We start from the raw sequence: 21,670 nt of genomic DNA, 5'->3' as shown, positions 1-21,670 counted from the left end.
ATACCAAATGATAAAGCAACAAACTCTTATTATGGCTCTTGTGGATATGATCGCTCATGAAACGAAAATAACGCTTTTTGTGTTAAATCTACCTTTTTTGAAAACTCTTCGTTTTCAAACTTTCCGCTGAGACCACCGAAGCAGAGCTTCGGGGTATTAGTTGAATAAAATCATTTGGAAAACATTTACTTTGGCAATGGCTTTTAAACCGCCGAAAAAGGTAAACAGTCCGGCAAAAGCGACCAATACGGTAACCGATTGCCACATGGGTATGCCTAAAATCTGGCGGACCAAAAACCCACCTGCAAACAAACCGAGCGACAACCACGAGATTAAAATCTTAACCAGTGCATACCAGGCGAGGATGTTTTGTGTAGAATCGCCATAACGGTTGCCCATAAACTCGGGCATGGTACTCACTTTGGCGGCAAGGTATTTTGGCGCGAAAACGATGGCTAGTAAGAATAAAAAGATAAAGGCATACCAATCGAAATTAACGGCTACCATACCAGTGCTATAGCCAATACTGGCAAAAGCCAATAACATCGACGGACCTACATTAGTGCCCCACATATTGAAACCGATGCTGCTCCAGTTTAATGATTTATTGGCCAGAAATAGGGTCTCATCATTGTTCTTCTTTTTCGAAAAACTGGCCCGATAACCAATGATGATCAGGATAATGAGGTAAGCAATTACGATAAAGTAATCTAAATTGGTTAAACATTCTACAATGTTTCCCATTAGGTTTAATTGGTTAGTTATTTAGTATTGCCACGGAATTACCGAACTCACGGAGTCGTGACGACCATTTTTATCGTTACGTCATGCTGAATTTATTTCAGCATCTATTTTACTGGATAGATTGCTTCTTGCCTCGAAATGACGATATTTCTCATTACTGGTTCGTGGAGGCACGAACCATGGGGCATTATGTTCCGTGGTTTTCTGTGTCTCCGTGGCAAATAATTACAATCCTATCGATTCCCTTGTAATGTGATTAGCTTTCAAAATATCATCAACTTTTACTGGCAAACCTGTTGCTAGAGATTGATCCATCGCTTGTAAGAGCGCAACAGTTCCGATGCCTTCTTTTAAATCAGGGTATGCGGTAAAATTATTGTTGATGCTATCTGCAAAATATTCTAAATAATTTTGGTATTCTCCGGCATGATGGCTTTGCCCTTCGAAACGGAAATAGTGCTTTAAAGCAGAATCGCCCCAGGTGATGATCTTTTCTTCGCCGGTTTTGCTTGTAACCGAATAACGCAGTTCATGATAGTCGGCCTGACTAGCGCCTTCTGTTCAACGCAGGATACAGCTCATTCCACTATCGCGATTTGCGGGCTGTGTTGGGCCAGTATAAGCACCGCTAACTCTTGCAATTCTGCCATCTTTTGCTTTAAAGATAAAGTGCATGGTATCCTGATTTTTTAAACCGTTGCTACTCAACATGCCGTAACCCATAACTTCTTCAATATCGGGCAAATACCAACGGATAAAATCAACAGGGTGATTTTTATTCTTGATTTCTAGCGGTAGGCGATTGATAAAAAGTTTATCCGAAAACACACCAATCGCGATGCCGCTGTAAGTAGCGGTAAGTTTATCTTTTTGTTCGATTTTGGTCGAATAATTTAATTTAACTAAGGCTTTTGACAACTTTTCTGCGCCAAAACGCACACGAACATGATTTTCTGTAGAAATTACAATTGTTTTTTGCGCACGCTCAGCAGCGTTAGAAAATGGTACAGCTAAAAAATAACAGGAAATAAAAATCAGAAAATTTCTCATTCAAATTGGCTCTAATAACAAAACCTATTTTAACAGGTTTTTTATGTGATATTTGGTTAATAATATCTTTAAATATAAATATATTATTCAAATATAAGTAATAATACCGAATGGCTTTGTAAAATTTATGCAAGGTAAGGCTATTGGAATATCCAGAATAACATATGACAATATCTGTTAATATTTAGGCAAGAAGATAAAATTTTTAATCAAGAATATTTATTTTATTTGTATTCTAATCAATTATAATTTATAATCATATACATGTTTTCACTAAAAAACAAAAAAGCCGTAGTTACAGGCGGGGGAAGCGGCATAGGAAGAGCTATTGCAACTATTTTAGCCAAACAGGGTGCCGAGGTTCACATCATCGAACTGGGGACTGAACACGCCCAGGATACTTTAGATGAAATTAAAACAAATGGTGGAGAAGCTTTCAGCTATGGCTGTGATGTTTCAGACCATAATGCGGTTCACGAAGTTTTTAAGCAGATCGGAAATATCAATATCCTGATTAATAATGCGGGTATTGCACATATTGGCAAAGCTGATACTACAGAAGAAGCTGATTTTGATCGCGTAATGCGCGTAAACGTAAAAGGTGTTTATAACTGTTTGCATGCAGCTGTCCCACAAATCCGTTTGTCTGGCGGAGGTGTAATTATCAATATGGCCTCAATTGCGGCATTAGTTGGTCTTCCAGATCGTTTTGTTTATAGTGCGGCAAAAGGTGCGGTAAAAGCAATTACCATGAGTGTGGCGAAAGATTATATTGGTGAAAACATCAGGTGTAACTCTATTTCGCCTGCACGGGTTCATACGCCCTTCGTGGATGGTTTCTTACAGAAAAACTACCCTGATAATATCCCTGAAATGTTCGAAAAACTTTCTAAAACGCAGCCTATCGGCAGAATGGCCAAACCAGAAGAGGTTGGTGCCCTGGCTTTATACCTATGTAGCGATGAAGCTTCATTTATTACAGGCTGCGATTACCCAATTGACGGTGGATTTACTACCTTAAACAATTAATAAATATTTTCAAATACAATAAAGCATTTTATAATGAAATTAATACGATTTGGCGAAGCCGGAGCTGAAAAACCTGGGGTAATTATAAACGATAATTATTTCGATGTTTCTGCATTGGTTAGAGATTATAATGAAGAATTTTTTGGTGGTGATGGTTTAGCGCAATTAAAGGCTGCTATTGCATCGGCTGATTTACTACAGGTTGATAAAGGTGTACGCCTTGGTCCTGCTTTGGCCCGTCCTTCAAAAATTATCTGTGTGGGCTTAAACTATAAAGACCACGCAGCAGAAACCAATGCTCCTATCCCTTCAGAGCCCATTTTGTTTTTCAAAGCTACTTCAGCGATTGTTGGACCTAACGATGATCTGATCATTCCAAAAAACAGTAAAAAAACCGACTGGGAAGTGGAATTGGCCATTGTGATTGGTAAAAAAGCGAGCTATATTGCTGAAGAAAATGCTTTAGACCACATTGCTGGTTATGTTTTGCATAACGATTATAGCGAGCGTGAGTTCCAAATTGAAAGAAACGGACAATGGGTAAAGGGAAAAAGCTGCGATACCTTCGCACCTATCGGACCATTTATTGCTACCCAGGATGAAATTGCCGATGTGCACAATCTTCGCCTTTGGTTAACGGTAAACGGAAAAACCCTGCAGGATGGTAATACCTCAAACCTGATTTTTAATGTTCCGTTTATGATTGCTTACATCAGTCAGTTTATGACACTTTTACCAGGAGATGTAATTACGACGGGAACACCGGCAGGCGTAGGTTTAGGTCAAAAACCTGAACCTTGGTATTTAAAAGCTGGTGATGTGGTAGAATTGGGTATTGATGGCTTAGGCTCGAGCAAGCAAACTGTTAAAGCCTACAGTGGAAACTAATATGAAAAGATACTGTTTAACACTCGATCTTGTAAACGATGAAAAGCTTATAGAAGCGTATAAGCAGTATCATCAATCGATTTGGCCTGAAATTAAAGAAAGTATTATTTCTTCTGGAATTGATGATCTGGAAATCTATTTATTAGGAAACAGGCTATTTATGATTATGGAAGTGAATGAAAGCTTTTCTTTTGAAGAAAAATCGAAAGCCGATTTAGCCAATCCAAAAGTGCAGGAATGGGAAAATTTGATGTGGAAATTCCAGCAGGCACTGCCAGGCTCGAAACCAGGAGAAAAATGGATCCTGATGGATCGGATCTTTAAACTTTAAATTGCTTTTTTTATGATTGATACACACGTACATTTTTGGAATTTCGATCCGGTTAGAGATAGCTGGATAAATGAAGATATGTTTGCCATCCGTAATGATTTTTCTCCGAAAGATCTTATGGGGGTATATAACGATCTTCAAATCACGGGATGTATAGCTGTGCAGGCTAGCCAATCGGAAGAGGAAAACCAGTTTTTGTTATCGCTGGCAGCGCAAAATGAAATTGTAAAAGGGATTGTTGGATGGGTCGATTTACTCGATCCGAATTTAGACGAACGTTTAACTTACTGGAGTAATTTCAAGAAGATTAAGGGCTGGCGACATATTTTACAAGCTGAAAACGCAGATTTTATCCTGAATAAAAAGTTTATTGCTGGCGTTAATCTTTTAAAAAAATACAATTACACTTACGATTTATTGTGCTATCACGATCAATTAGCAGCTATCATACAAATGGTTGATCAAATCCCCGATCAACCATTTGTATTAGATCATTGTGGCAAACCAGATGTTAAAAGTCAGGAGATAAAATCTTGGTCTGAAAATATTAAAGTATTGGCTTCAAATCCAAATGTACTTTGCAAGGTATCCGGTTTACTTACTGAAGCAGACTGGAAAAACTGGACAGAAAAAGAGCTTTTTAATTGCTTTGATGTGGTATTCGAACATTTTGGTCCTGAAAGGGTAATGTATGGTAGCGATTGGCCGGTAATGCTGCTCAGCAGGCCTTATCAGGATTGGTTTAATTTAGTTACTAAGTACGCTGAGCAATTCTCTGCAACTGAAAGGAAATTAATTTTTACTGATAATGCGAAAGCTTTTTATGGAGTTTAACTACATGTCTTCAACACATTTGTCATCCTGAATGCAATGAAGGATCTTTTGATGTGGCTTTATTGCAAAGGATTCTTCACTGCGTTCAGAATGACAGATCAAAACCCTAGGAAACAATACTTTTTTATGTTCTCCGTGACTAAAATTAAAGCGTTGAATATTTTATCATTTATAACGATATAATCGTTTTGCTATTTATGCACTCGTTTGGAGACGAGCGCAAACAAATTCCGACATAAAACGATAAATACAAAACAGCAGATAGATTAGGATGGAAAATAGAATATAAAATATTAGTTTTCACTTTTTGAAATAGATCTGACCAATACAATATTAAATATGAGTAAAAAGATTACATTCCCATACAATCCTCAATTCCCTTCTGTAGCCGACTTAAGAAAAAAGGCAAAGTCAAGGATTCCTAAATTTGCTTTTGACTACCTGGAGGGTGGTTGTAATGAGGGACTTAATTTATCGCGAAACGAGAGCGACTTCGATAATATTTACCTTAAACCGAATTACTTACGTGTTGGTGGAGATATCGACATGTCGGTCGAATTATTTGGCCGTCGTTACAGTGCTCCATTTGGGGTATCTCCTATTGGTTTGCAAGGTTTGATGTGGCCTAATGCACCCGAAATTTTAGCTAAGGCCGCCGCTAAAGCCGATATTCCTTATACATTAAGCACCGTATCCACCAGTAGTATCGAACGAATTGCCGAAGTATCTGAAGGAAAAGCATGGTTTCAATTGTACCATCCTACGGAGAATAGCTTGAGAGATGATATTTTAAATCGCTTAAAAGCCGTTGAATGCCCGGTATTAGTTGTTCTGGTAGATGTGCCTGCATTTGGTTTACGATATAAAGAAATTAAGAGTGGCTTATCCATTCCACCAAAAATGTCAATCAATAATATCCTGCAGGCTTTTGCCCGTCCATTATGGGGAATTAAAACCCTACAACATGGAATTCCATCGTTTGCTACCTTAAAGCCTTACATGGAAAAAGGAATGGATATGTCGCAACTGGGACAATTCATGAACAAAACATTTACCGGTAAGGTTGATATTGAAAAGGTTGCTGCCATTCGTGATCTTTGGAAAGGACCTTTAGTATTGAAGGGAATCGCGACTGATGAAGATATGCAGGCTGCTATCCAAATCGGTGCCGATGGTGTGATTGTTTCCAATCATGGCGGCAGACAAATTGATGCAGGCGAATCCTCAATCAATTCACTGATCAAATTGGCGAACAATCCACTATACAAATCAAAATTGAAGATCATGTTAGATGGCGGTATCCGTTCAGGTGTTGATTTAGCAAGAGCACATGCCGTTGGATCTGAATTCAACTTTATGGGCCGGCCTTTTATGTATGGAGTTGGAGCCTTAGGTAATGAAGGAGGCGATCATACCATCAATATGTTCAAAACTCACTTATACCAGATCATGCAACAATTAACCATTGAGAAAATTACACAATTTCCTGATCGGTTATTGGCAGTATAAAAAAGGCTGTATCATAAATCTTAGTTTTTCTAGAAGTTTGTCACGCTGTCTAATGGATTCCTACGGAGAGCCTGTCGAGATGCGTCACATAATACATTGGCTGCTTTCTACAGGCTACTATTTAACAGACTCCAACAGGAAAATCGTCATTGCGAGGAACGAAGCAATCTTAATGCTCACACCAGTAGCGATCGTTGTAAGATTGCTTCGTCGGCTGAAGAAGCCTTCTCGCAATGACGATTCCTCACAGCCTACAGTTCGTTAAAAATTCTCCTGTCATCTATATTGATTTATAAAATAAATTACCCCTCATGATGACAATTCTATATTTATGATACAACCCGTTAACGTTATTTTAAAAACTTATAAGTAGTACTCGTTTTATAAGTTTCACCTGGTTTAAGCACTGTCGATGCAAAATTTGCATGATTTGGCGCATCAGGAAAATGTTGTGTTTCTAAGCAGAAAGCAGAACGGTGAGGATATGATTTCCCACCTTTACCGTCTTTATCAGCACCTGTTAAAAAGTTGCCACTGTAAAACTGTAAGCCTGGCTCGGTGGTATAAACTTCCATTGTTATTCCTGTAACAGGACTTTTAACGATTGCAATAGCTGTTTTGCCATCATGATGGGTCAATACAAAATTATGATCGTAACCTTTGCCGAACTTTAACTGCTGATCATTTTCTTCGATCGATTTTCCGATGGTTTTCGCTTTGTTGAAATCAAATGCTGTTCCGGCTACAGGCTGCAATTTACCTGTTGGAATAAGGGTAGAATCTACTGGTGTATAGGCATTTGCATCAATCGTTAGTTCATGATCCAAAATCGTGTTGTTTCCCTCACCGTTTAGGTTAAAATAAGCATGATTGGTTAAATTTACAACAGTAGTTTTATCAGTAGTAGCTAAATAATCAATCTGTAAAGCATTATCATCAGTTAAGGTATAAGTTACCTTCACGTCTAGTTTCCCTGGATAACCTGCTTCGCCATCATTTGAAACATAAGTCAATTCTAATTTTTGGCTATCTAATTGTTTAGCATCCCAAACTTTCGAGAAAAAGCCATCCGTGCCACCATGCAGGGTATTAACACCATCGTTAAGCTGTAAAGCATATTCTTTTCCTTCCAGGGTAAATTTACCTTTACCAATGCGGTTTCCGTATCTGCCAATTAAGGCGCCAAAAAATGGTTCGCCTTTTTTGCGGTACGAACCTACGCTATCGTAACCCAAAACCACATCTGTTAACTTATTATTTTTATCGGGTACCAAAAGTGAAACTACCCTCCCGCCATAATTCGTAATAGAAACTGAAGCACCTTGTTTATTTTTTAAAGTATAAAGCTTCACACTTTTCCCATCAATAGTAGTGGTATATTTTAACGAATCAGTTTGCTCGGTTGTTTGTGTCCCTTTATCCGATTTTTGGTTACAAGAAGTAAAAGCTACAGCTAAACACAATGTAGCGAAGGGCAAAGCCTTAAGAAATATTTTTTTCATTGATTAAAAATTTGAGGAAGCAGACCTGCAATTACGCACAAAATTAGATACGGCTTCATATTGATTTATTTTTGGTTAAGGCTAATGTAGGAAAAAATTATTAACGTTAAAGTAACGATTATACTTATTTTTTCATAATATCGGTGCGGATTCTCAACAGTAAAAAAAAATCACATAATTTAGCAGCCATATGCATAATTTAAATTTCAAGCCAAAGGCTTTTCTTTTTGATTTGAACGGCACTATGATTAACGATATGGAATACCATACCTTAGCCTGGTACAGCATCATGACAGAAGATTTAGGTGCCCAACTTGATTACGAAAACGTAAAAAAGGAAATGTATGGTAAAAACCACGAAGTTTTAGAACGCGTTTTCGGAAAAGATAAATTTAACGCCGAAGAAATAGAACGCCTTTCTATTGATAAAGAAAAGCGTTATCAGGAAGGCTACATGCCGCATTTAGCGCTGATTGAAGGACTGGATCATTTTTTGGAACGCGCAAAAGAGGCTAACATTCCAATGGCGATCGGATCTGCTGCGATACCTTTTAATATAGATTTTGTAGTAGATGGATTGAATATCCGTCGTTATTTGGATGCAATAGTGAGTGCGGATGATGTAAAAACAAGCAAGCCAGATCCCGAAACTTTTATAAAGGCAGCGGCAGCGTTAAATATAACACCGGCAGATTGCCTGGTTTTCGAAGACGCACCAAAGGGTGTAGAATCGGCTTTAAATGCAGGTATGCCTTGTATTGTATTAACCACAACACATACTATCGAAGAATTTGAAGGTTATCCGAATATCTTGGGTTATATTACAGATTATAACGATGCTAAATTAAATACGCTATTTTAACATGGGAAAATATTTAAATCAAAAGCCTGTTCTTGTTGCAGTAGACTGCATTATTTTTGGTTATGACGGCGATCAGCTAAAACTTTTGGTAATAAAAAGGGCAATAGAACCTGTAAAAGATAAGTGGAGTTTGATGGGTGGTTTTATAGGTGAACATGAAGATCTTGATGGTGCCGCCAAAAGAATTTTATTGGAATTAACAGGATTACACGATGTTTACCTGGAGCAACTTCATGCTTATGGTAGTCCAGATCGAGATCCTATCGAGCGTACCGTTTCAGTAGTTTACTTCGCACTGATCGATATTAATAAATACAGTAAACAGATCAATGACCAGTACCATGCGGAATGGTTTAAGCTAAAAGAAGTTCCTGAATTAATTTTCGACCACGATATAATGGTTAAGGCCGCCATGGATAAAATCCGCTATCAGGCAGCCCTCCATCCTATTTTATTTGAGCTTTTACCAAAACGGTTTACTATACCGCAATTGCAGGCTTTATACGAGCAGGTTTACGATTCGCCGATTGATAACCGGAACTTTATCCGTAAGATTACAGCCAGTGGATTGTTAATTAAACAAACTGATAAGGACAAATCGAGTTCGCGCCGTGGGGCCTTTTATTTTAAACTGGATAAAAACAAACACAAGGCACAGTTTCAGTCGTTTTTAAACTTTATCCCCAAAGCAAGTAAATAGCGCTGATTGTTAATGGCGTTAAAATAAATTTTAAGATTATTTTAACGCATACAAAATTTAAAATCAAGCAGTTAGAATAGCCTGTTTTATGCAACGAAAAAAACATTTTCAAAAAATATTTGCAAGAAAAGGATAAATCCCTATATTTGCACCTCCTTAAACAAAGGGAAATGATTCCGTAGCTCAGCTGGTAGAGCATTACACTTTTAATGTAGTGGTCCTGGGTTCGAATCCCAGCGGGATCACAGAAGATAGTATCAAAACTACGTAAAAGCTTGCAAATCAAATGATTGCAGGCTTTTTTGTTTTAGTGGAAAAACCAAAATACTCACCGATTCTCATATTAAAAGTGTGTAATTCGGTGAGTAATTTAGGTACTAAAAGAACTCACCGAATTATTTATAACCACTTGTTTAACAAGTCGTTCGGCCATCGAACATCTTGACGTTTTCAGACTGCAGGGCTAATTTTGTTAACCTTAATTCAGTTTATATGAAAACTAATTTTAACCTGCTTTTTTATCTTAAAAAGCAGAAAAACTATCGTGGCGGCCATGTGCCAGTTTATTTAAGAATAACTGTTGGCGGAAAAAGGGCAGAAATGACCAGCGGGCTTGAGTGCGATCCCGAAAAGTGGAATACCAAATCAGGCAGACAGGATGGAAAAAAGGAAGATGTCAGAAGCTTTAATGCTTACCTGGACAATCTCCAGTCAATGATCAACCAGGTTTACAGGGACCTTTTTGATGCAGGCGAAATTATTACCTCCGAAAGAATTAAGTGCAAATTTATTGGGCGGGAAGTCCGGAAGCATACCTTGATGGAAGGGATCAAAATTCACAACGAAAAGATGGAAGCCTTAGTTGGACGTGACTACGCCATTGGTACTTTGAAGCGCTTTCAGGTCTTGGAAAGGCATCTTATCGCTTTCATGAATGAAAAATACAAGATAACAGATATTAACATCAAAAATATTAACCATGCGTTTATAAGAGATTTTGATTTTTTCTTGAGGTCAGTAAACGGTTGTGCAAACAACACAACAGTAAGGTATCTGAAAAGCCTCGGGAAAATTTTACGCATTTCAATGAGTTTAAAGTGGATTGACAGCGATCCAATGTTTGGATACAAACTAAAAAGCAAGAATGTAGAGCGGTCGTTTCTTACAGAGGATGAGTTAACAAAAATTTCGGAAAAGCAGTTTTTAACCGAACGTCTAAGTCAGGTACGGGATGTTTTTATCTTCTGCTGTTTTACCGGGCTTGCGTATTCTGACGTAGAAAAATTAAGCCTATCGAATATTAAAAAAGGTGTAGATGGCAAAAAATGGGTTTGTACAAACCGAACCAAAACGGGAACCCGGTCGGCTGTTCCTCTATTACCACCGGCAATCGCAATATTGGAAAGATACAGCGACCACCCATATTGCGTCACAAAGGACAGGGCATTACCAGTTTCGAGCAATCAAAAGCTAAATGAGTACCTTAAGGAAATTGCCGCAGTTTGTGAAATCGATAAGCCATTAAGCTCACATATTGCAAGGCATACCTTTGCAACAACCATAACCCTGCTCAATGGCATTCCCATGGAAAGTGTATCCAAAATGCTTGGGCATACCAATATCAGGACTACCCAGATTTATGCAAAGGTTCTTGATATAAAGGTAGGTGCAGATATGGCGATCCTGCAAAACCGATTCTCTATAAAATAATAACTCATTATGCCAGCACGTTTTGGTGCTGGCAAATTCGAAAAATTATGAATAAGACCATAAGTAATATCCTAATTCAAGAACAAGTTGTACTGGAAAAGATATATCATATACGGGATCAAAAAGTAATGCTAGATATTGACCTTGCTGTACTCTACGAGGTCGAGACTCGTGCGCTCAAACAGGCAGTCAAGCGCAACATTCAGCGTTTTCCCGACGACTTCATGTTTCAGTTGACAAAAGAGGAATGGCAGCAGGTTATCACAATTTGTGATAACCTCCCAAAGTCAGCAAAATTCAGCCCGTCAACCCCTTTCGTATTCACTGAACAGGGCGTAGCCATGTTATCAAGCATACTTAATAGTGAACGTGCAATTAGTGTCAACATTCAAGTCATCCGAATATTTGCACGACTTCGGAATATGGTAGCTGATAATACCCAACTTCGTTTGGAGATAGAAAAGATAAAAAACAAGCTGGAAAACCAAGACAAGAACATGGAAATTGTATTTCAATATCTTGATGAGCTTTTGGAACAGAAAGAGCCGACGCCAAAAACTAGAACACGTATAGGCTTTAAACCTGACACAATTAGTTGATGCTTTTACTTCTTTGGTCGCTTTTCCAATTATCAGCGCTTCATCAGATAAGTTTATGTAAAACAATCATGACAACTTCAAAATCAATTCTTAAAAGAATATCACAGGCTGTAAACGTGATATGGTATTTAGAAATCATTGCAGGTACAACATTTATAGCAGCTTTTTTAGCATCAGCAAATATTAGAAAGCAATTTCTGTTAATGCTGCCGGTAGATTTTGCACAGCTTAACTTAAGGAAAATAGAGTCGCTCAACAACAATTTTGAGAATGCGAGACTAGACGGTTATTCTGGAACATTGGTTTTTCACATTGAATCCAATTGGAAAAACATCGCTAGCATGACGGGGGTATATATTTTACTTATAGGAATTTTAATTTTCATAACTTTTCATATAAGGCAAATCTTTAAGAACTTCGAGAACAACCAACATTTTATCAATAATAATATCATTCACCTTAGATTGATTGCTGGAATTATCACTATAGCGCCCATCCTGCAAATTATATTAATGCTGGTAGCAAATCATATAATTGAGGATAATTTAAAACTTGGACCTTTCCTTAATTTGTCAACATCTTTTAATTATGGTCTCTTCATTTCAGGAATTATGTTGTTTTCAGTGATAGAGATATTCAAGCTTGGAATTGAATTGGAAGATGAACACAAACTAACTGTATAATGGGCATTATTGTAAATCTTGATGTCATGATGGCAAAGAAAAAGATGTCCCTTAATATGCTTTCTGAACTTACGAATATCACGTTGTCGAACCTATCTATTTTTAAGCAGGGTAAAATCAAAGCTGTACGACTAAGTACTCTCGAGGCGGTTTGTAAGGCATTGAATTGTCAACCAGGCGATATTTTAGAATATAGAAATGACATCGAGGATAGTTAGATTTTTTCCGTATATACCATAGTGAAAACCCTTGGATAGTGAAGTGGGCTTTCACAGGCCGAAAATGCGGGAGGGCCTACTCTCCTAATAGCGGAAAAAAAACTTAATGATAACAAAAAGCAACTCCAACTAATACTCTTGCTTTCTGTTATTTTCTCATTTTTTTAGTTTCTGTCTGGTTACTATAAAAGAAAAGTTCAGGAAGCTGATCATCTGGTTACAGAAGAAAAGCATGTTAGTCATTTCTTCTCCCTCCGGAGATTCAGCTTCCAAATGCACCCAGCCCTTGTAAAGTTCCCATAAATTTGCCCTTGCATCGTGCAATGGGAAGTTGACGAAGAAGTATTCCATTTCAGAATCCGCATTTTCAATTTCTTCATCAGAAAGCCCTGAAGGTTGATAATCGAGTAGTTTTTTAATCTCTTCCATGTCGCTGTTTCTATCTGATTTCAAGCTCATATTGTTTTTTGATTTCATCTACATACGGTTCGAAATGCTCCTTATAATAACCCTTAGGGATTTGAATCTTAAAGTTTTTACGACTAAAAAACAGAACTACCCTCGAATCCGTTTCGGATTCCAAAAGATACCAAACAATAGGGTTTGAAGACGAACAGATGAAAAACATAGCAATCCTGTCTTCGCAAAAATGCAAGACCTTTCCTTTCACCTTGAACCTTAACTTAAGTTCATAATAATCACCCTTATCACTAAGTAAAAAATTTAAACTCGGTACTTCACCTGAGAATCTGGCAACCTGCATGTCCTTTTTCATAGGTCTCTTCTGAATATTTCTCAGCCCATAGGTAAACAGGTAATGTGTAAATGGCTCAGTCGATAGCATTGGGAGCGCGTTATTGAATAGTTCAAAAATCTTCCTCTTATTCTCGAAATTGAGATCGTCTATTTCGTCAGAACGTTCATCACTGTCTCCGTATTCCCTAAACTGAATCCTTGCAATTTTCTTCATTTCGTAGCAGATGCTGTTCAGCTCAGTTTGATTTGCGGACAGTTTAGATTGTTCAAAACTATCGTCTTCTTCGAAAAGAAACCCAGTGAAAGATTTTACAGTCTTATTATCCGCATTTAGGGAAAAGCTATACGGTATCAGAAATGGATAATGGTTGGAATGGAACCTGACAGGATCGGTATTTGCAAGGCAATAACCAATAAGGTACTCCGGGTTTAAAGTAGCTAATCCATCATTTACATACTTTCTCTCCAATACCTTCCGTTCGGATATGTGTAGGAAATAATCACCGGGTCTGAAAAAACCTTTAAATTCCTTTTTGAGCCTGATGTCTACTCCATACCTATCACAGATAACATCAAGATATTTTGCTCTTCCGGTCGTTTCGTTAAAACATTCCGGCCAATAATATTGCTGAAAGTCATGAAATTCATTCCATAACATTGCCCTCAATGTACGGTAGACATATCTCCCTAGATAATTTTCATCCGTATCAATATTGCAGCTTACCAATAAATGATCATACTCGACCTTTAGGTAAACTTTTACCGGCGGCTCATTTTCGAGCTTAACCCTCATTGTCAAGACGCCCTTCTTGAATGAGAGCGCCTTTCTTTCAACCATGTAGTATGGTCGGTTTCCAGCTCGAAGTTCTGTGTGTGACTCCAAAACATTTAATCTCAATATGCGGGTGTTCTTCTCAAACGGAATTTTATAGAACTGGCATTTAGGTTTTCCGGCAAGCATCATTTCATCACCCATTTTCAGTTTCTCCTTTCGATGCTTTCGCCTCTTCACATTCGGCAGTTAGAAGATCAATCTTTTTATCACAAAGATCTTTAGCGAGAATTAAAAATTGATGAACCAGGCTATATAGTTTATCAGCATCGCCCATCTCGACATTAAAATTATCTTTATACCTGGCGTGGCTGTAACTGTTCATGAGCTTCTCAAAAAGCCTTCTATTTTCTGGCGTTCCAAGCAAAAGCTCTCTCGGCTGCTCCGAGAAACATGCACAAATATCCAGTAGCCTACCCAAATGATGAATATCCGACCTGTAAGCCATAAAAACCCTGATCATCGCAATGCAGGATTGCTCAACAACTTGGTGAAGCATGAATACGCACACATTGAATTTTTCGTTACTGAAACATTCCCCCGCTCCGTCCAAAAATCCCTGCGCCATTGGAATCCTATGATATAGATGCTTACGGGCTTTTTCAAGAGATATCTTTTTATCAAGAATATATTCAGGAAATAGGTTCAGCGTACCATCATGACTGTATAGCTGAATACCTGTATTAAACACAGTTATAAAGAATCTGTTATTAGCGTCGATCGCGGTGTCTATGCTCTCTTTGCTATGAACCAGAATCGTGATCTTGCCATGGTTGAAATGCGTATTTACATAATCCTGAACGCCATGCTCGATTCTTGTGGTGCCCTCTATTACCATTAATAAGTAATAGTGAAAATTGCTACTCGTCTGTTGTGGTGAAAACGAAGTACAAGAATTCTTTATAGAATTTATTTCACCGAACTTAAGAATATGCAGGGGCGTGAACCGCTCTGCAAGTTCTTTAACAAAATTGGAGAACGGCTCTTGCCGGCCCTCTACTGGCTTTAATGATTTCTTTTTCATATCTTCATCGTTATTATGAAGACCAATTTCGATTGGAAAAGGCGCGTACCGAACCAACAATGGTTGTTAAATACAAGCACAAAGTTGTTTTTAACTGTCGGAATTTTTTAAATATATTTGGACATGGAAACCTCAGAAAAAACGAACAGAATGCATCTTGGTAGAAAAATAAGCCGTATCCGTGAACTGCGTGGAATGAAACAGGAAGCACTTGCGGCTGAACTTGGGATAAGCCAACAGGCAATTAGTAAACTGGAACAAAGTGAGGAAATTGAAGAATCTACTCTTGATAAAGTGGCAAAGGCCTTAGGTGTAACTGCTGAAGGCATTAAGCATTTTACAGAAGAGACAATTTTTAACAACATCAACAATTTTCATGATAATTCGATTCAGAACAATTTCAATCCTATCGAAAAAATAGTTGAATTGTATGAACGTTTGTTGGCAAGCGAAAAAGAAAAAAATGAGCTTCTGAGAAAGCTATGATTGAAATACAATCTTCGCTTTATTAATTAACCAATATTGACTTTTCACTTTGTCGGGTATATTATAGATTATATATGAAGTTCAATTGGATATCATGCTGATCGTGGCCATCGTTAAGCGCTCGAAGCTGATTCTTCCCCACTTTTGGTGGTGGCTTAAGTTCTCTACTTAATAGTGATTACTAAAACCACTTTGAAATGATATTATCAAGGCTGTCGAGTTGCAAATAGTTCCTTTACCACCAAAAGTGGGGAAGAACCACTTTCATCGAAATACACATCGATCTGATGCACGCGTACTCTGGACTTGGGCAAAACTGGTTTTGTCGATCAGTAAGAAGAAATTTTCTTTTTTAAAAAAGGTAACCTCAGATCTATTCCCTGCTCATCTTTATCACAGGAGGGTATGCGATCGAGAGCAGTATATCCATATTGGGTAAAGAAAAACAGATTGCCCACTTGGAGTCACAGTAGGTGTAATCTGTTGTTCCCATCACTGCAATATTATCTCGGAATAATCCAAACTTAAGGACTACTTCTATTCTAGGTTGTTTCTTTCACCGGAGGGGTAAATCAACTTTATTTCTTTATCTGTATCTCTCAAGAGCAAGTCTCTTGTAATAAAACCTAATTGTGGATTCTTCTGAAACCTTATTGTTGAAAATTTATCAATCAATAATGAATCTTTAAAAGAGGTTTCTATGCGAAAATTATCGGCTAAAGGATTAGTAATCTTCGGGACAAAAGATTTCTGTATATCGTTGGTACTATCACTTAAGAGTAAATCTGTTTTGAAAACATGTTGTTGTTTGCTCCGCTGAGGCTTAGTTGTTGAGAATCTATGAATAAGTAAGGTATCCCTTAAAGGTGGATTTTTGTAAAAACCGTTTAAAAAAGGATTAGAAAATTTGGAGGTTACAGGGGTTTGCGCATTGCTGGTGAATAGGCAAATGATGAATAGTGCAATCAAGAATGTTGTTTTCATAATTTTGATCCAATTACTTTCAAAGATAATATTTATTATCACACAACCAAATGCAGACTAACCATCTTAATGTGAGTATTTTACTTTTTTAGAAATAAAAGTCTTTCTTTCCAATGGCCAGTCAATAAAGAGTATCCCATACACTTGATTGGGAACGCAGAAAAAATAGGACACATTCAAAACGATTGAAGGTTAATACCCCTGTTAGGTAGAAAGCTTTTATTAGTCCTAACTTCAATAAACTTTATCTTGTCAAATCCGATCCTTAATTAATGAGAAACGCTGGGGCGGTTGAGCCTAATCAAAATAAAATGACTGATATCACCGAGTTAATATGGCATGTCTAGAATCTCATTATCTATGTAGTTTAAGCCATGACGACTTTGCCTTGCTTCTATGTCTGCCCATTTTTTTGCCGATATACTTTATTAAAAAGATAAATTGTTAAATTTTTCGTTGTTGTTTAAAATGTAGCATTTTATTACTTTATTTGTAAAAAACGCTATACGCTCAATTTAATAAAAAAAACATGAAAAAATATCTAACATTAACGCTTCTAAGCTTAACATGCCTAGTTAGCTTTGTAAGTAACGCCAGTACAGGTGACAAAAAACCAATAATAACTTTTCTCTAAAACTCAAAAGCGATAACACAGTAGCTTCATGTACTCAGACGCGGTACTCAGACGTTTACGACTCAAATGGTCGTTATATTACAACAATATCATCAACATATACCGCAAGCTCTGATGATCCAAGTATGCTTTGCAGTCTAGCGGGCGCTATGGCTCAATCGGCTGCAAATTCAGATGCTGCAACTTTGGGCTGGTTATATAGTATCGAGACAGCAGATTAAACAATCAATTTAAATAACTAAAATTGTATAGCGTTTTTTTAAGATTTTAAATAGATGAAAATATTTTATATAATAATTACCAGCCTATTAATTTTTAGCTGCCCAGTTGTTGCCCAGAACAAAGGTATACTGTACTACAAGCTCACAACTAATGATAAAAGGACCCATAATCCTCGCACAGAAAATTATCAATTGTTTTTTGCAGGCGACAAATCAATTCAATTTTTTATGCCCCAAGTCGTTAAGGAAGAATTTAAACAGATAGATGATAATACTGGTGGAAAAACAGTCGTATTTAATACTAAGAATAATAATTTACCATTTCTGTTTAAGGATTTTAGAAATCATAAAATAATCCTTACTAATAACATTCAATTTAAAGATTACCTGATCAATGACACTCTGGTAAATTTTGATTGGAAAATAACAAATGAACGTAAGCAAATCCTAAAATATACTTGTATCAAAGCAACTACAAAATTCAGAGGTAGAGAGTATGAGGCTTGGTTTACTGAAGATGTTCCAACACGTGTTGGACCCTGGAAATTTAACAGTTTGCCTGGCTTAATTGTTAAAGTTAATGATATTGACAATATTTATACTTTTGAACTTACAGCTGCTGATTTTGAAACTAAATTTGATCCGAGAAAGATAGCTGTGCCTGAAAATTCTAAAAAAGACAGTGGCATTACACATCGTCAATTTATAGAATTATACGCTAAGAAAGTGAAAGACCTAGAAGCGCAGTCTAGGGCCTCGTATGTAGCAAAAGGAAATGTAACGGGTATCACAAATATAACGATCCCTCCTCTAATGGAAAAGTTTTAATGTACTCGAAAGCTTTATATTGTTTGTTTCCCCTATTTTTTCATCAATATTGTTACTCGCAAAATGTTCAGGTAACAGGCTCAGTAAGTGCTAATGACGGGCAGAAAATCATTTCTGCAACTATACAGTTAAAGGAAAAGAAAAATTTAAATCTACTCACTTATAGTTTTACAAATGATATAGGTAGTTATAAATTATCTGCAAATATAACCGGCAAACCAGATCTTTATCTAATAGTGAGTTCTTTGGGGTTTAAACGAGATACCATTCTGATTTCAACGTTCGAAAGTCCTGTCAGTGTTCATAATTTTATATTAGAACCAGACGAAACACAACTTAAAGATATTAACATTAAGTCGACCAAATCTGCCATAGTAGAAGTTAATGATACAACTAAATATAGTGTTAAAAACTTTAGTTCTGAAGATGATAGAAATTTAGAAGGTGTGATCAAAAAAATGCCCGGTATGGAGATAAGCACTGACGGCACAATTTATTTTAAGAAAAAAAAAATAAGTAAAGTCTTACTGGAGAATGATGATTTGACTGGTGATAACTACAAGTCTATAACACAGAATCTAAAACCAGATCTTGTAGATGAAGTTCAAGCTATCGAAAATTGGGTCGAGGACGATCTTCTTAGGGGTATAATAAATAGTGATGATATTGTTTTGAACCTAACATTGAAAGACAAACGAAAACAAAAGATGATAGGTGATGTAGATATTGGTTACGGAACAAATAATAGACGTGAAATAAATAGTAATCTAATTACCTATCTGAATAAAACGAAAGCCTTTGGCTTTTTAAGCAACAACAATACCGGTTCATCTTACGAAAATACTTTTAAGCTTGCTGGCTCAGATGGAAAGCTTCAAGGTGATAACAAATTAATCAATCATCAAATATTTAGTAACACCCCTTTTGAAGGAGCAAAACTAGGCTTAAATAATAGCATAAGCGGTAGTTTAAATTCAGTTACCAGAATAAACGATTTTTTTAAAGTAAGTGGAAGTTTTTATGCAAGTGAAAATAAATTGTTCGCGGAGAACAGAAGTACTAATATTTATTATGAGCCTCTAAATGCTACCATAATAAATGGACAAGATCAGAAAAGTAATAACAAATTATTCCAGACAGATTTGAATGCTGATTATTTAGTAAAAAAAAATGCACGTCTCACGCTGAAAATGGTCTATAAATTTAGGCCTCAACAATTTAATGCAGACGCTTATACAAACTTCAATAATTTTCAAAATGAAAAGGTTTCTCAATTACAGGCTGATAAGCTAAACGATTACGCTGCAGACTTAACGTATACGGTAAAGGCAAATGGTAATTCTGCCATTATTTTCAGTACTAAGTTTGCTAAGAATGATATTATTCAAAATTATAACTCATCGTCAAATCTTTATGCCAATATCCCTTTATTTGATGGAATAACAAATTTGGTGCAAAGCATTGATGTAGATTACTCGACGTTCAAAATTAACATTCAGGCCTTAAAGAAATTAAAAAGCAATTATTTATATTTGGACCTAGGAGCGGAATCTACTCAAACCACATTGAACAGCGGTTTGAGTAATAGTGACAATACTCGAACTTTTGCCAATTTTGCAAATCAGAATGAGTTTTCTATTACTAATGCATATTTAACTGGAAAGTATAATTACGGTGGAAAAAAAACGAGATTTTTTACAATGCTAAAGGTTTCGCTTGTTAATCAAAAAAGTATTAATGATAGCAAAAATTTGTTCATTGTGGAACCACAAGTAGGTTTAAATACAAAATTTAGTGAGTTGCAAAACCTAAGTTTAATCTATAATTATCGCAATACACTAGCCAATCCATTGGATTATTATGCGGATTTAATTTTGACGGACATTCGGACAATTAATTCAGGCATTTCCAATATATATAATTATGGTACACATGCAGTCAATTTGACCTATAGCAACAATATTTTATCTGATAAGTACCTTAGTTTAAACTCAACTTTTGGATTTCGGTACAATAATGGAGGGTTTTTAAATACGAATTCTTTTAAAAATACAATTTTTTATAATGAGAAAAGTCCGTCAGGGGGGAATAGGTCTTTAAATTTTAGCATTGGCTTGCAAAAGTTTCTTCCATCTATTTCCAACAATCTATCATTGAACTATACACCTGTTGTATCCGACTATTTTGCGCAAGTAAATGATGTTGTGAATAAGTATCAGTCTGTTTCACAAATTTTAGTGATAAAAAGTAATACGGGGTTTAAACTTCCAATAAATTTTGCTCTTGAATTCCAATATCAAAATAATACGACAAAATTAGGTGATGAAAAAATTAATGACCAGAGTTCTTTTAAATTTGGCATTCAACCGAAACTCAATCTAAGTAAAACAATCTACGGCTTGATAGATTTCAATTTGTATAAAATAGGGAATCAAAACTATAAGTTATTAAATTCTCAATTATTATACACTCCCAAAAAAGGAAATTTTAAATATGCTTTATATGCGAAAAATCTTTTTGATCTAAAATCAATCGATTATATAGACGTTAGCAATGTTGGGGAGTCGTATTCTAATTCAACTATATTGGGAAGATATTTCCTGGCTAGTGTTTCTCTTGCAATCAGATAACATGCTTGACCATTTCTGCAGGGAAACCCTTCCTGGTTTTTAAGAGTTTTCCCAACTCATCCTACTATTATCTTAAACTAAACTTGAAGAAAATATGAACTAGAATCACCACCATTTTGATGATTCTAGTTCTAACAGTGCATAATTAACAAGTTCCTTTTTTCATTAAACAGTGGAATAGGAATAATTGTTAAAAAAAAATATTCTTTTTACTGTTTTGCCGAACCTACCTGCTAAGTCCCTGTGACTGTTGCAACTTTTTACGCCTCCGTTTCTCAGCTTCCTCAGCGGAATCTGTATGTGGGGGCTCGTAGGTAGGTTCCATCAAGATTTCCAAAAGCCCAATGCCAGCATCTTTTGCAATAGTCATCATATCGGTAACATTGGCAAAAACTCCATCTGAAATTCCTTTCGTCAAACTATCTATACTGATATCTCTTGAAATGTCGTAAGCTAACACTACAGTGCAGGTTCAGTTTGCTGCATTTCTTTCCATCTGTGCGGTAAAAGTTCTTGAATCTGCGCTGATGGATATGTATTTATTCTTTTCAGCACATCTACCATCCACACCATTGGATTAATGCCTTGCAATTTGCATGTTCCCATGAAAGAATAT

Annotated in this window: 24 protein-coding genes and 1 tRNA gene; 15 read left to right on the top strand and 10 right to left on the bottom strand. The window is 36.5% G+C overall.

Features of this window, described 5'->3' with window-relative positions; translation table 11 throughout:
- Positions 1–156: 156 nt before the first annotated feature.
- The 3 genes from AW17_RS19085 to AW17_RS25005 all read right to left on the bottom strand — a co-directional run bounded on the left by AW17_RS19085 (position 157) and on the right by AW17_RS25005 (position 1,794).
- Positions 157–744, bottom strand: a complete 588-nt coding sequence (locus tag AW17_RS19085; protein WP_029279023.1) for a sodium:solute symporter family transporter — start codon at positions 742–744, stop codon at positions 157–159.
- A 225-nt stretch (positions 745–969) separates the two neighbouring features.
- Complete coding sequence (locus AW17_RS25010; RefSeq protein WP_245235107.1) at positions 970–1,230, bottom strand: Gfo/Idh/MocA family oxidoreductase; 261 nt, start codon at positions 1,228–1,230, stop codon at positions 970–972.
- A gap of 75 nt (positions 1,231–1,305) precedes the next feature.
- Positions 1,306–1,794: a hypothetical protein gene (locus AW17_RS25005; protein WP_245235106.1), complete on the bottom strand. Its 489-nt coding sequence runs from the start codon at positions 1,792–1,794 to the stop codon at positions 1,306–1,308.
- A 264-nt stretch (positions 1,795–2,058) separates the two neighbouring features.
- Here AW17_RS25005 and AW17_RS19075 point away from each other — a divergent pair, with 264 nt between their 5' ends.
- From AW17_RS19075 to AW17_RS19055, 5 genes are all read left to right on the top strand, one after another.
- Complete coding sequence (locus AW17_RS19075) at positions 2,059–2,823, top strand: SDR family NAD(P)-dependent oxidoreductase (protein WP_029279021.1); 765 nt, start codon at positions 2,059–2,061, stop codon at positions 2,821–2,823.
- Between the two features lie 33 nt (positions 2,824–2,856).
- A complete protein-coding gene (locus AW17_RS19070) occupies positions 2,857–3,711 on the top strand; it encodes a fumarylacetoacetate hydrolase family protein (RefSeq protein WP_029279019.1) in 855 nt (284 codons plus the stop codon).
- Between the two features lies 1 nt (position 3,712).
- Positions 3,713–4,042 (top strand): L-rhamnose mutarotase, encoded by a 330-nt coding sequence (locus AW17_RS19065; protein ID WP_029279017.1) that lies wholly within the window; start codon positions 3,713–3,715, stop codon positions 4,040–4,042.
- 12 nt (positions 4,043–4,054) lie between these two features.
- The gene (locus tag AW17_RS19060) at positions 4,055–4,876 is read left to right on the top strand and encodes an amidohydrolase family protein (protein ID WP_029279015.1); all 822 of its coding nucleotides are present in this window, start codon (positions 4,055–4,057) and stop codon (positions 4,874–4,876) included.
- 339 nt (positions 4,877–5,215) lie between these two features.
- The gene (locus AW17_RS19055) at positions 5,216–6,385 is read left to right on the top strand and encodes an alpha-hydroxy acid oxidase (RefSeq protein WP_029279013.1); all 1,170 of its coding nucleotides are present in this window, start codon (positions 5,216–5,218) and stop codon (positions 6,383–6,385) included.
- Between the two features lie 350 nt (positions 6,386–6,735).
- Here the strand turns inward: AW17_RS19055 and AW17_RS19050 are convergent, their stop codons facing one another.
- On the bottom strand, positions 6,736–7,887 hold the full coding sequence (locus AW17_RS19050) for an aldose epimerase family protein (protein WP_029279011.1): 1,152 nt from the start codon (positions 7,885–7,887) through the stop codon (positions 6,736–6,738).
- 190 nt (positions 7,888–8,077) lie between these two features.
- Here AW17_RS19050 and AW17_RS19045 point away from each other — a divergent pair, with 190 nt between their 5' ends.
- From AW17_RS19045 to AW17_RS19015, 7 genes are all read left to right on the top strand, one after another.
- Complete coding sequence (locus AW17_RS19045; RefSeq protein ID WP_029279009.1) at positions 8,078–8,749, top strand: HAD family hydrolase; 672 nt, start codon at positions 8,078–8,080, stop codon at positions 8,747–8,749.
- Between the two features lies 1 nt (position 8,750).
- On the top strand, positions 8,751–9,449 hold the full coding sequence (locus tag AW17_RS19040; RefSeq protein WP_029279007.1) for an NUDIX hydrolase: 699 nt from the start codon (positions 8,751–8,753) through the stop codon (positions 9,447–9,449).
- Positions 9,450–9,621: 172 nt separating this feature from the next.
- Positions 9,622–9,694, top strand: a tRNA-Lys gene (locus AW17_RS19035).
- A 247-nt stretch (positions 9,695–9,941) separates the two neighbouring features.
- Positions 9,942–11,159, top strand: coding sequence for a site-specific integrase (locus tag AW17_RS19030; protein WP_029279005.1), 1,218 nt, complete (start codon positions 9,942–9,944; stop codon positions 11,157–11,159).
- Positions 11,160–11,206: 47 nt separating this feature from the next.
- Positions 11,207–11,758, top strand: coding sequence for an ORF6N domain-containing protein (locus AW17_RS19025; RefSeq protein ID WP_051691970.1), 552 nt, complete (start codon positions 11,207–11,209; stop codon positions 11,756–11,758).
- 68 nt (positions 11,759–11,826) lie between these two features.
- Entirely contained in the window at positions 11,827–12,441 is a 615-nt protein-coding gene (locus tag AW17_RS19020; RefSeq protein WP_167343701.1) for a DUF2975 domain-containing protein, read from the top strand.
- Positions 12,441–12,659 (top strand): helix-turn-helix domain-containing protein, encoded by a 219-nt coding sequence (locus AW17_RS19015; RefSeq protein WP_029278999.1) that lies wholly within the window; start codon positions 12,441–12,443, stop codon positions 12,657–12,659. Before AW17_RS19020 ends, AW17_RS19015 begins: the two co-directional genes overlap by 1 nt.
- 156 nt (positions 12,660–12,815) lie before the next feature.
- Here the strand turns inward: AW17_RS19015 and AW17_RS19010 are convergent, their stop codons facing one another.
- The 3 genes from AW17_RS19010 to AW17_RS19000 are packed head-to-tail and all read right to left on the bottom strand — an operon-like array spanning position 12,816 to position 15,271.
- Positions 12,816–13,118, bottom strand: a complete 303-nt coding sequence (locus AW17_RS19010; protein WP_157280363.1) for a hypothetical protein — start codon at positions 13,116–13,118, stop codon at positions 12,816–12,818.
- Positions 13,099–14,391 (bottom strand): hypothetical protein, encoded by a 1,293-nt coding sequence (locus AW17_RS19005; RefSeq protein WP_036670439.1) that lies wholly within the window; start codon positions 14,389–14,391, stop codon positions 13,099–13,101. The genes AW17_RS19010 and AW17_RS19005 overlap by 20 nt, the downstream gene beginning before the upstream one ends.
- Positions 14,384–15,271: a HEPN domain-containing protein gene (locus AW17_RS19000; RefSeq protein WP_157280362.1), complete on the bottom strand. Its 888-nt coding sequence runs from the start codon at positions 15,269–15,271 to the stop codon at positions 14,384–14,386. The genes AW17_RS19005 and AW17_RS19000 overlap by 8 nt, the downstream gene beginning before the upstream one ends.
- A 123-nt stretch (positions 15,272–15,394) precedes the next feature.
- Here AW17_RS19000 and AW17_RS18995 point away from each other — a divergent pair, with 123 nt between their 5' ends.
- Positions 15,395–15,757, top strand: a complete 363-nt coding sequence (locus AW17_RS18995; RefSeq protein WP_029278991.1) for a helix-turn-helix domain-containing protein — start codon at positions 15,395–15,397, stop codon at positions 15,755–15,757.
- A gap of 537 nt (positions 15,758–16,294) precedes the next feature.
- Here the strand turns inward: AW17_RS18995 and AW17_RS18990 are convergent.
- The gene (locus tag AW17_RS18990; protein WP_029278989.1) at positions 16,295–16,741 is read right to left on the bottom strand and encodes a hypothetical protein; all 447 of its coding nucleotides are present in this window, start codon (positions 16,739–16,741) and stop codon (positions 16,295–16,297) included.
- A 909-nt stretch (positions 16,742–17,650) separates the two neighbouring features.
- On the opposite strand from AW17_RS18990, the gene AW17_RS18985 reads away from it, so the two are divergent.
- Positions 17,651–18,424, top strand: coding sequence for a GLPGLI family protein (locus AW17_RS18985; RefSeq protein WP_051691969.1), 774 nt, complete (start codon positions 17,651–17,653; stop codon positions 18,422–18,424).
- Positions 18,424–21,054 (top strand): hypothetical protein, encoded by a 2,631-nt coding sequence (locus AW17_RS18980; RefSeq protein WP_029278985.1) that lies wholly within the window; start codon positions 18,424–18,426, stop codon positions 21,052–21,054. The genes AW17_RS18985 and AW17_RS18980 overlap by 1 nt, the downstream gene beginning before the upstream one ends.
- A gap of 226 nt (positions 21,055–21,280) precedes the next feature.
- Here the strand turns inward: AW17_RS18980 and AW17_RS18975 are convergent, their stop codons facing one another.
- Together AW17_RS18975 and AW17_RS25425 are read right to left on the bottom strand one after the other, a co-directional pair.
- Complete coding sequence (locus tag AW17_RS18975; RefSeq protein WP_157280360.1) at positions 21,281–21,514, bottom strand: hypothetical protein; 234 nt, start codon at positions 21,512–21,514, stop codon at positions 21,281–21,283.
- Positions 21,514–21,660, bottom strand: coding sequence for a transposase domain-containing protein (locus AW17_RS25425; protein ID WP_083488814.1), 147 nt, complete (start codon positions 21,658–21,660; stop codon positions 21,514–21,516). Before AW17_RS25425 ends, AW17_RS18975 begins: the two co-directional genes overlap by 1 nt.
- Positions 21,661–21,670: the final 10 nt, after the last annotated feature.

Origin of the sequence: Pedobacter borealis DSM 19626, assembly GCF_000708285.2 — a bacterium.
Classification (GTDB): domain Bacteria; phylum Bacteroidota; class Bacteroidia; order Sphingobacteriales; family Sphingobacteriaceae; genus Pedobacter; species Pedobacter borealis.
The sequence above is the reverse complement of the archived record's forward strand: the minus strand, read 5'-3'. Positions and strand labels throughout refer to the sequence as shown.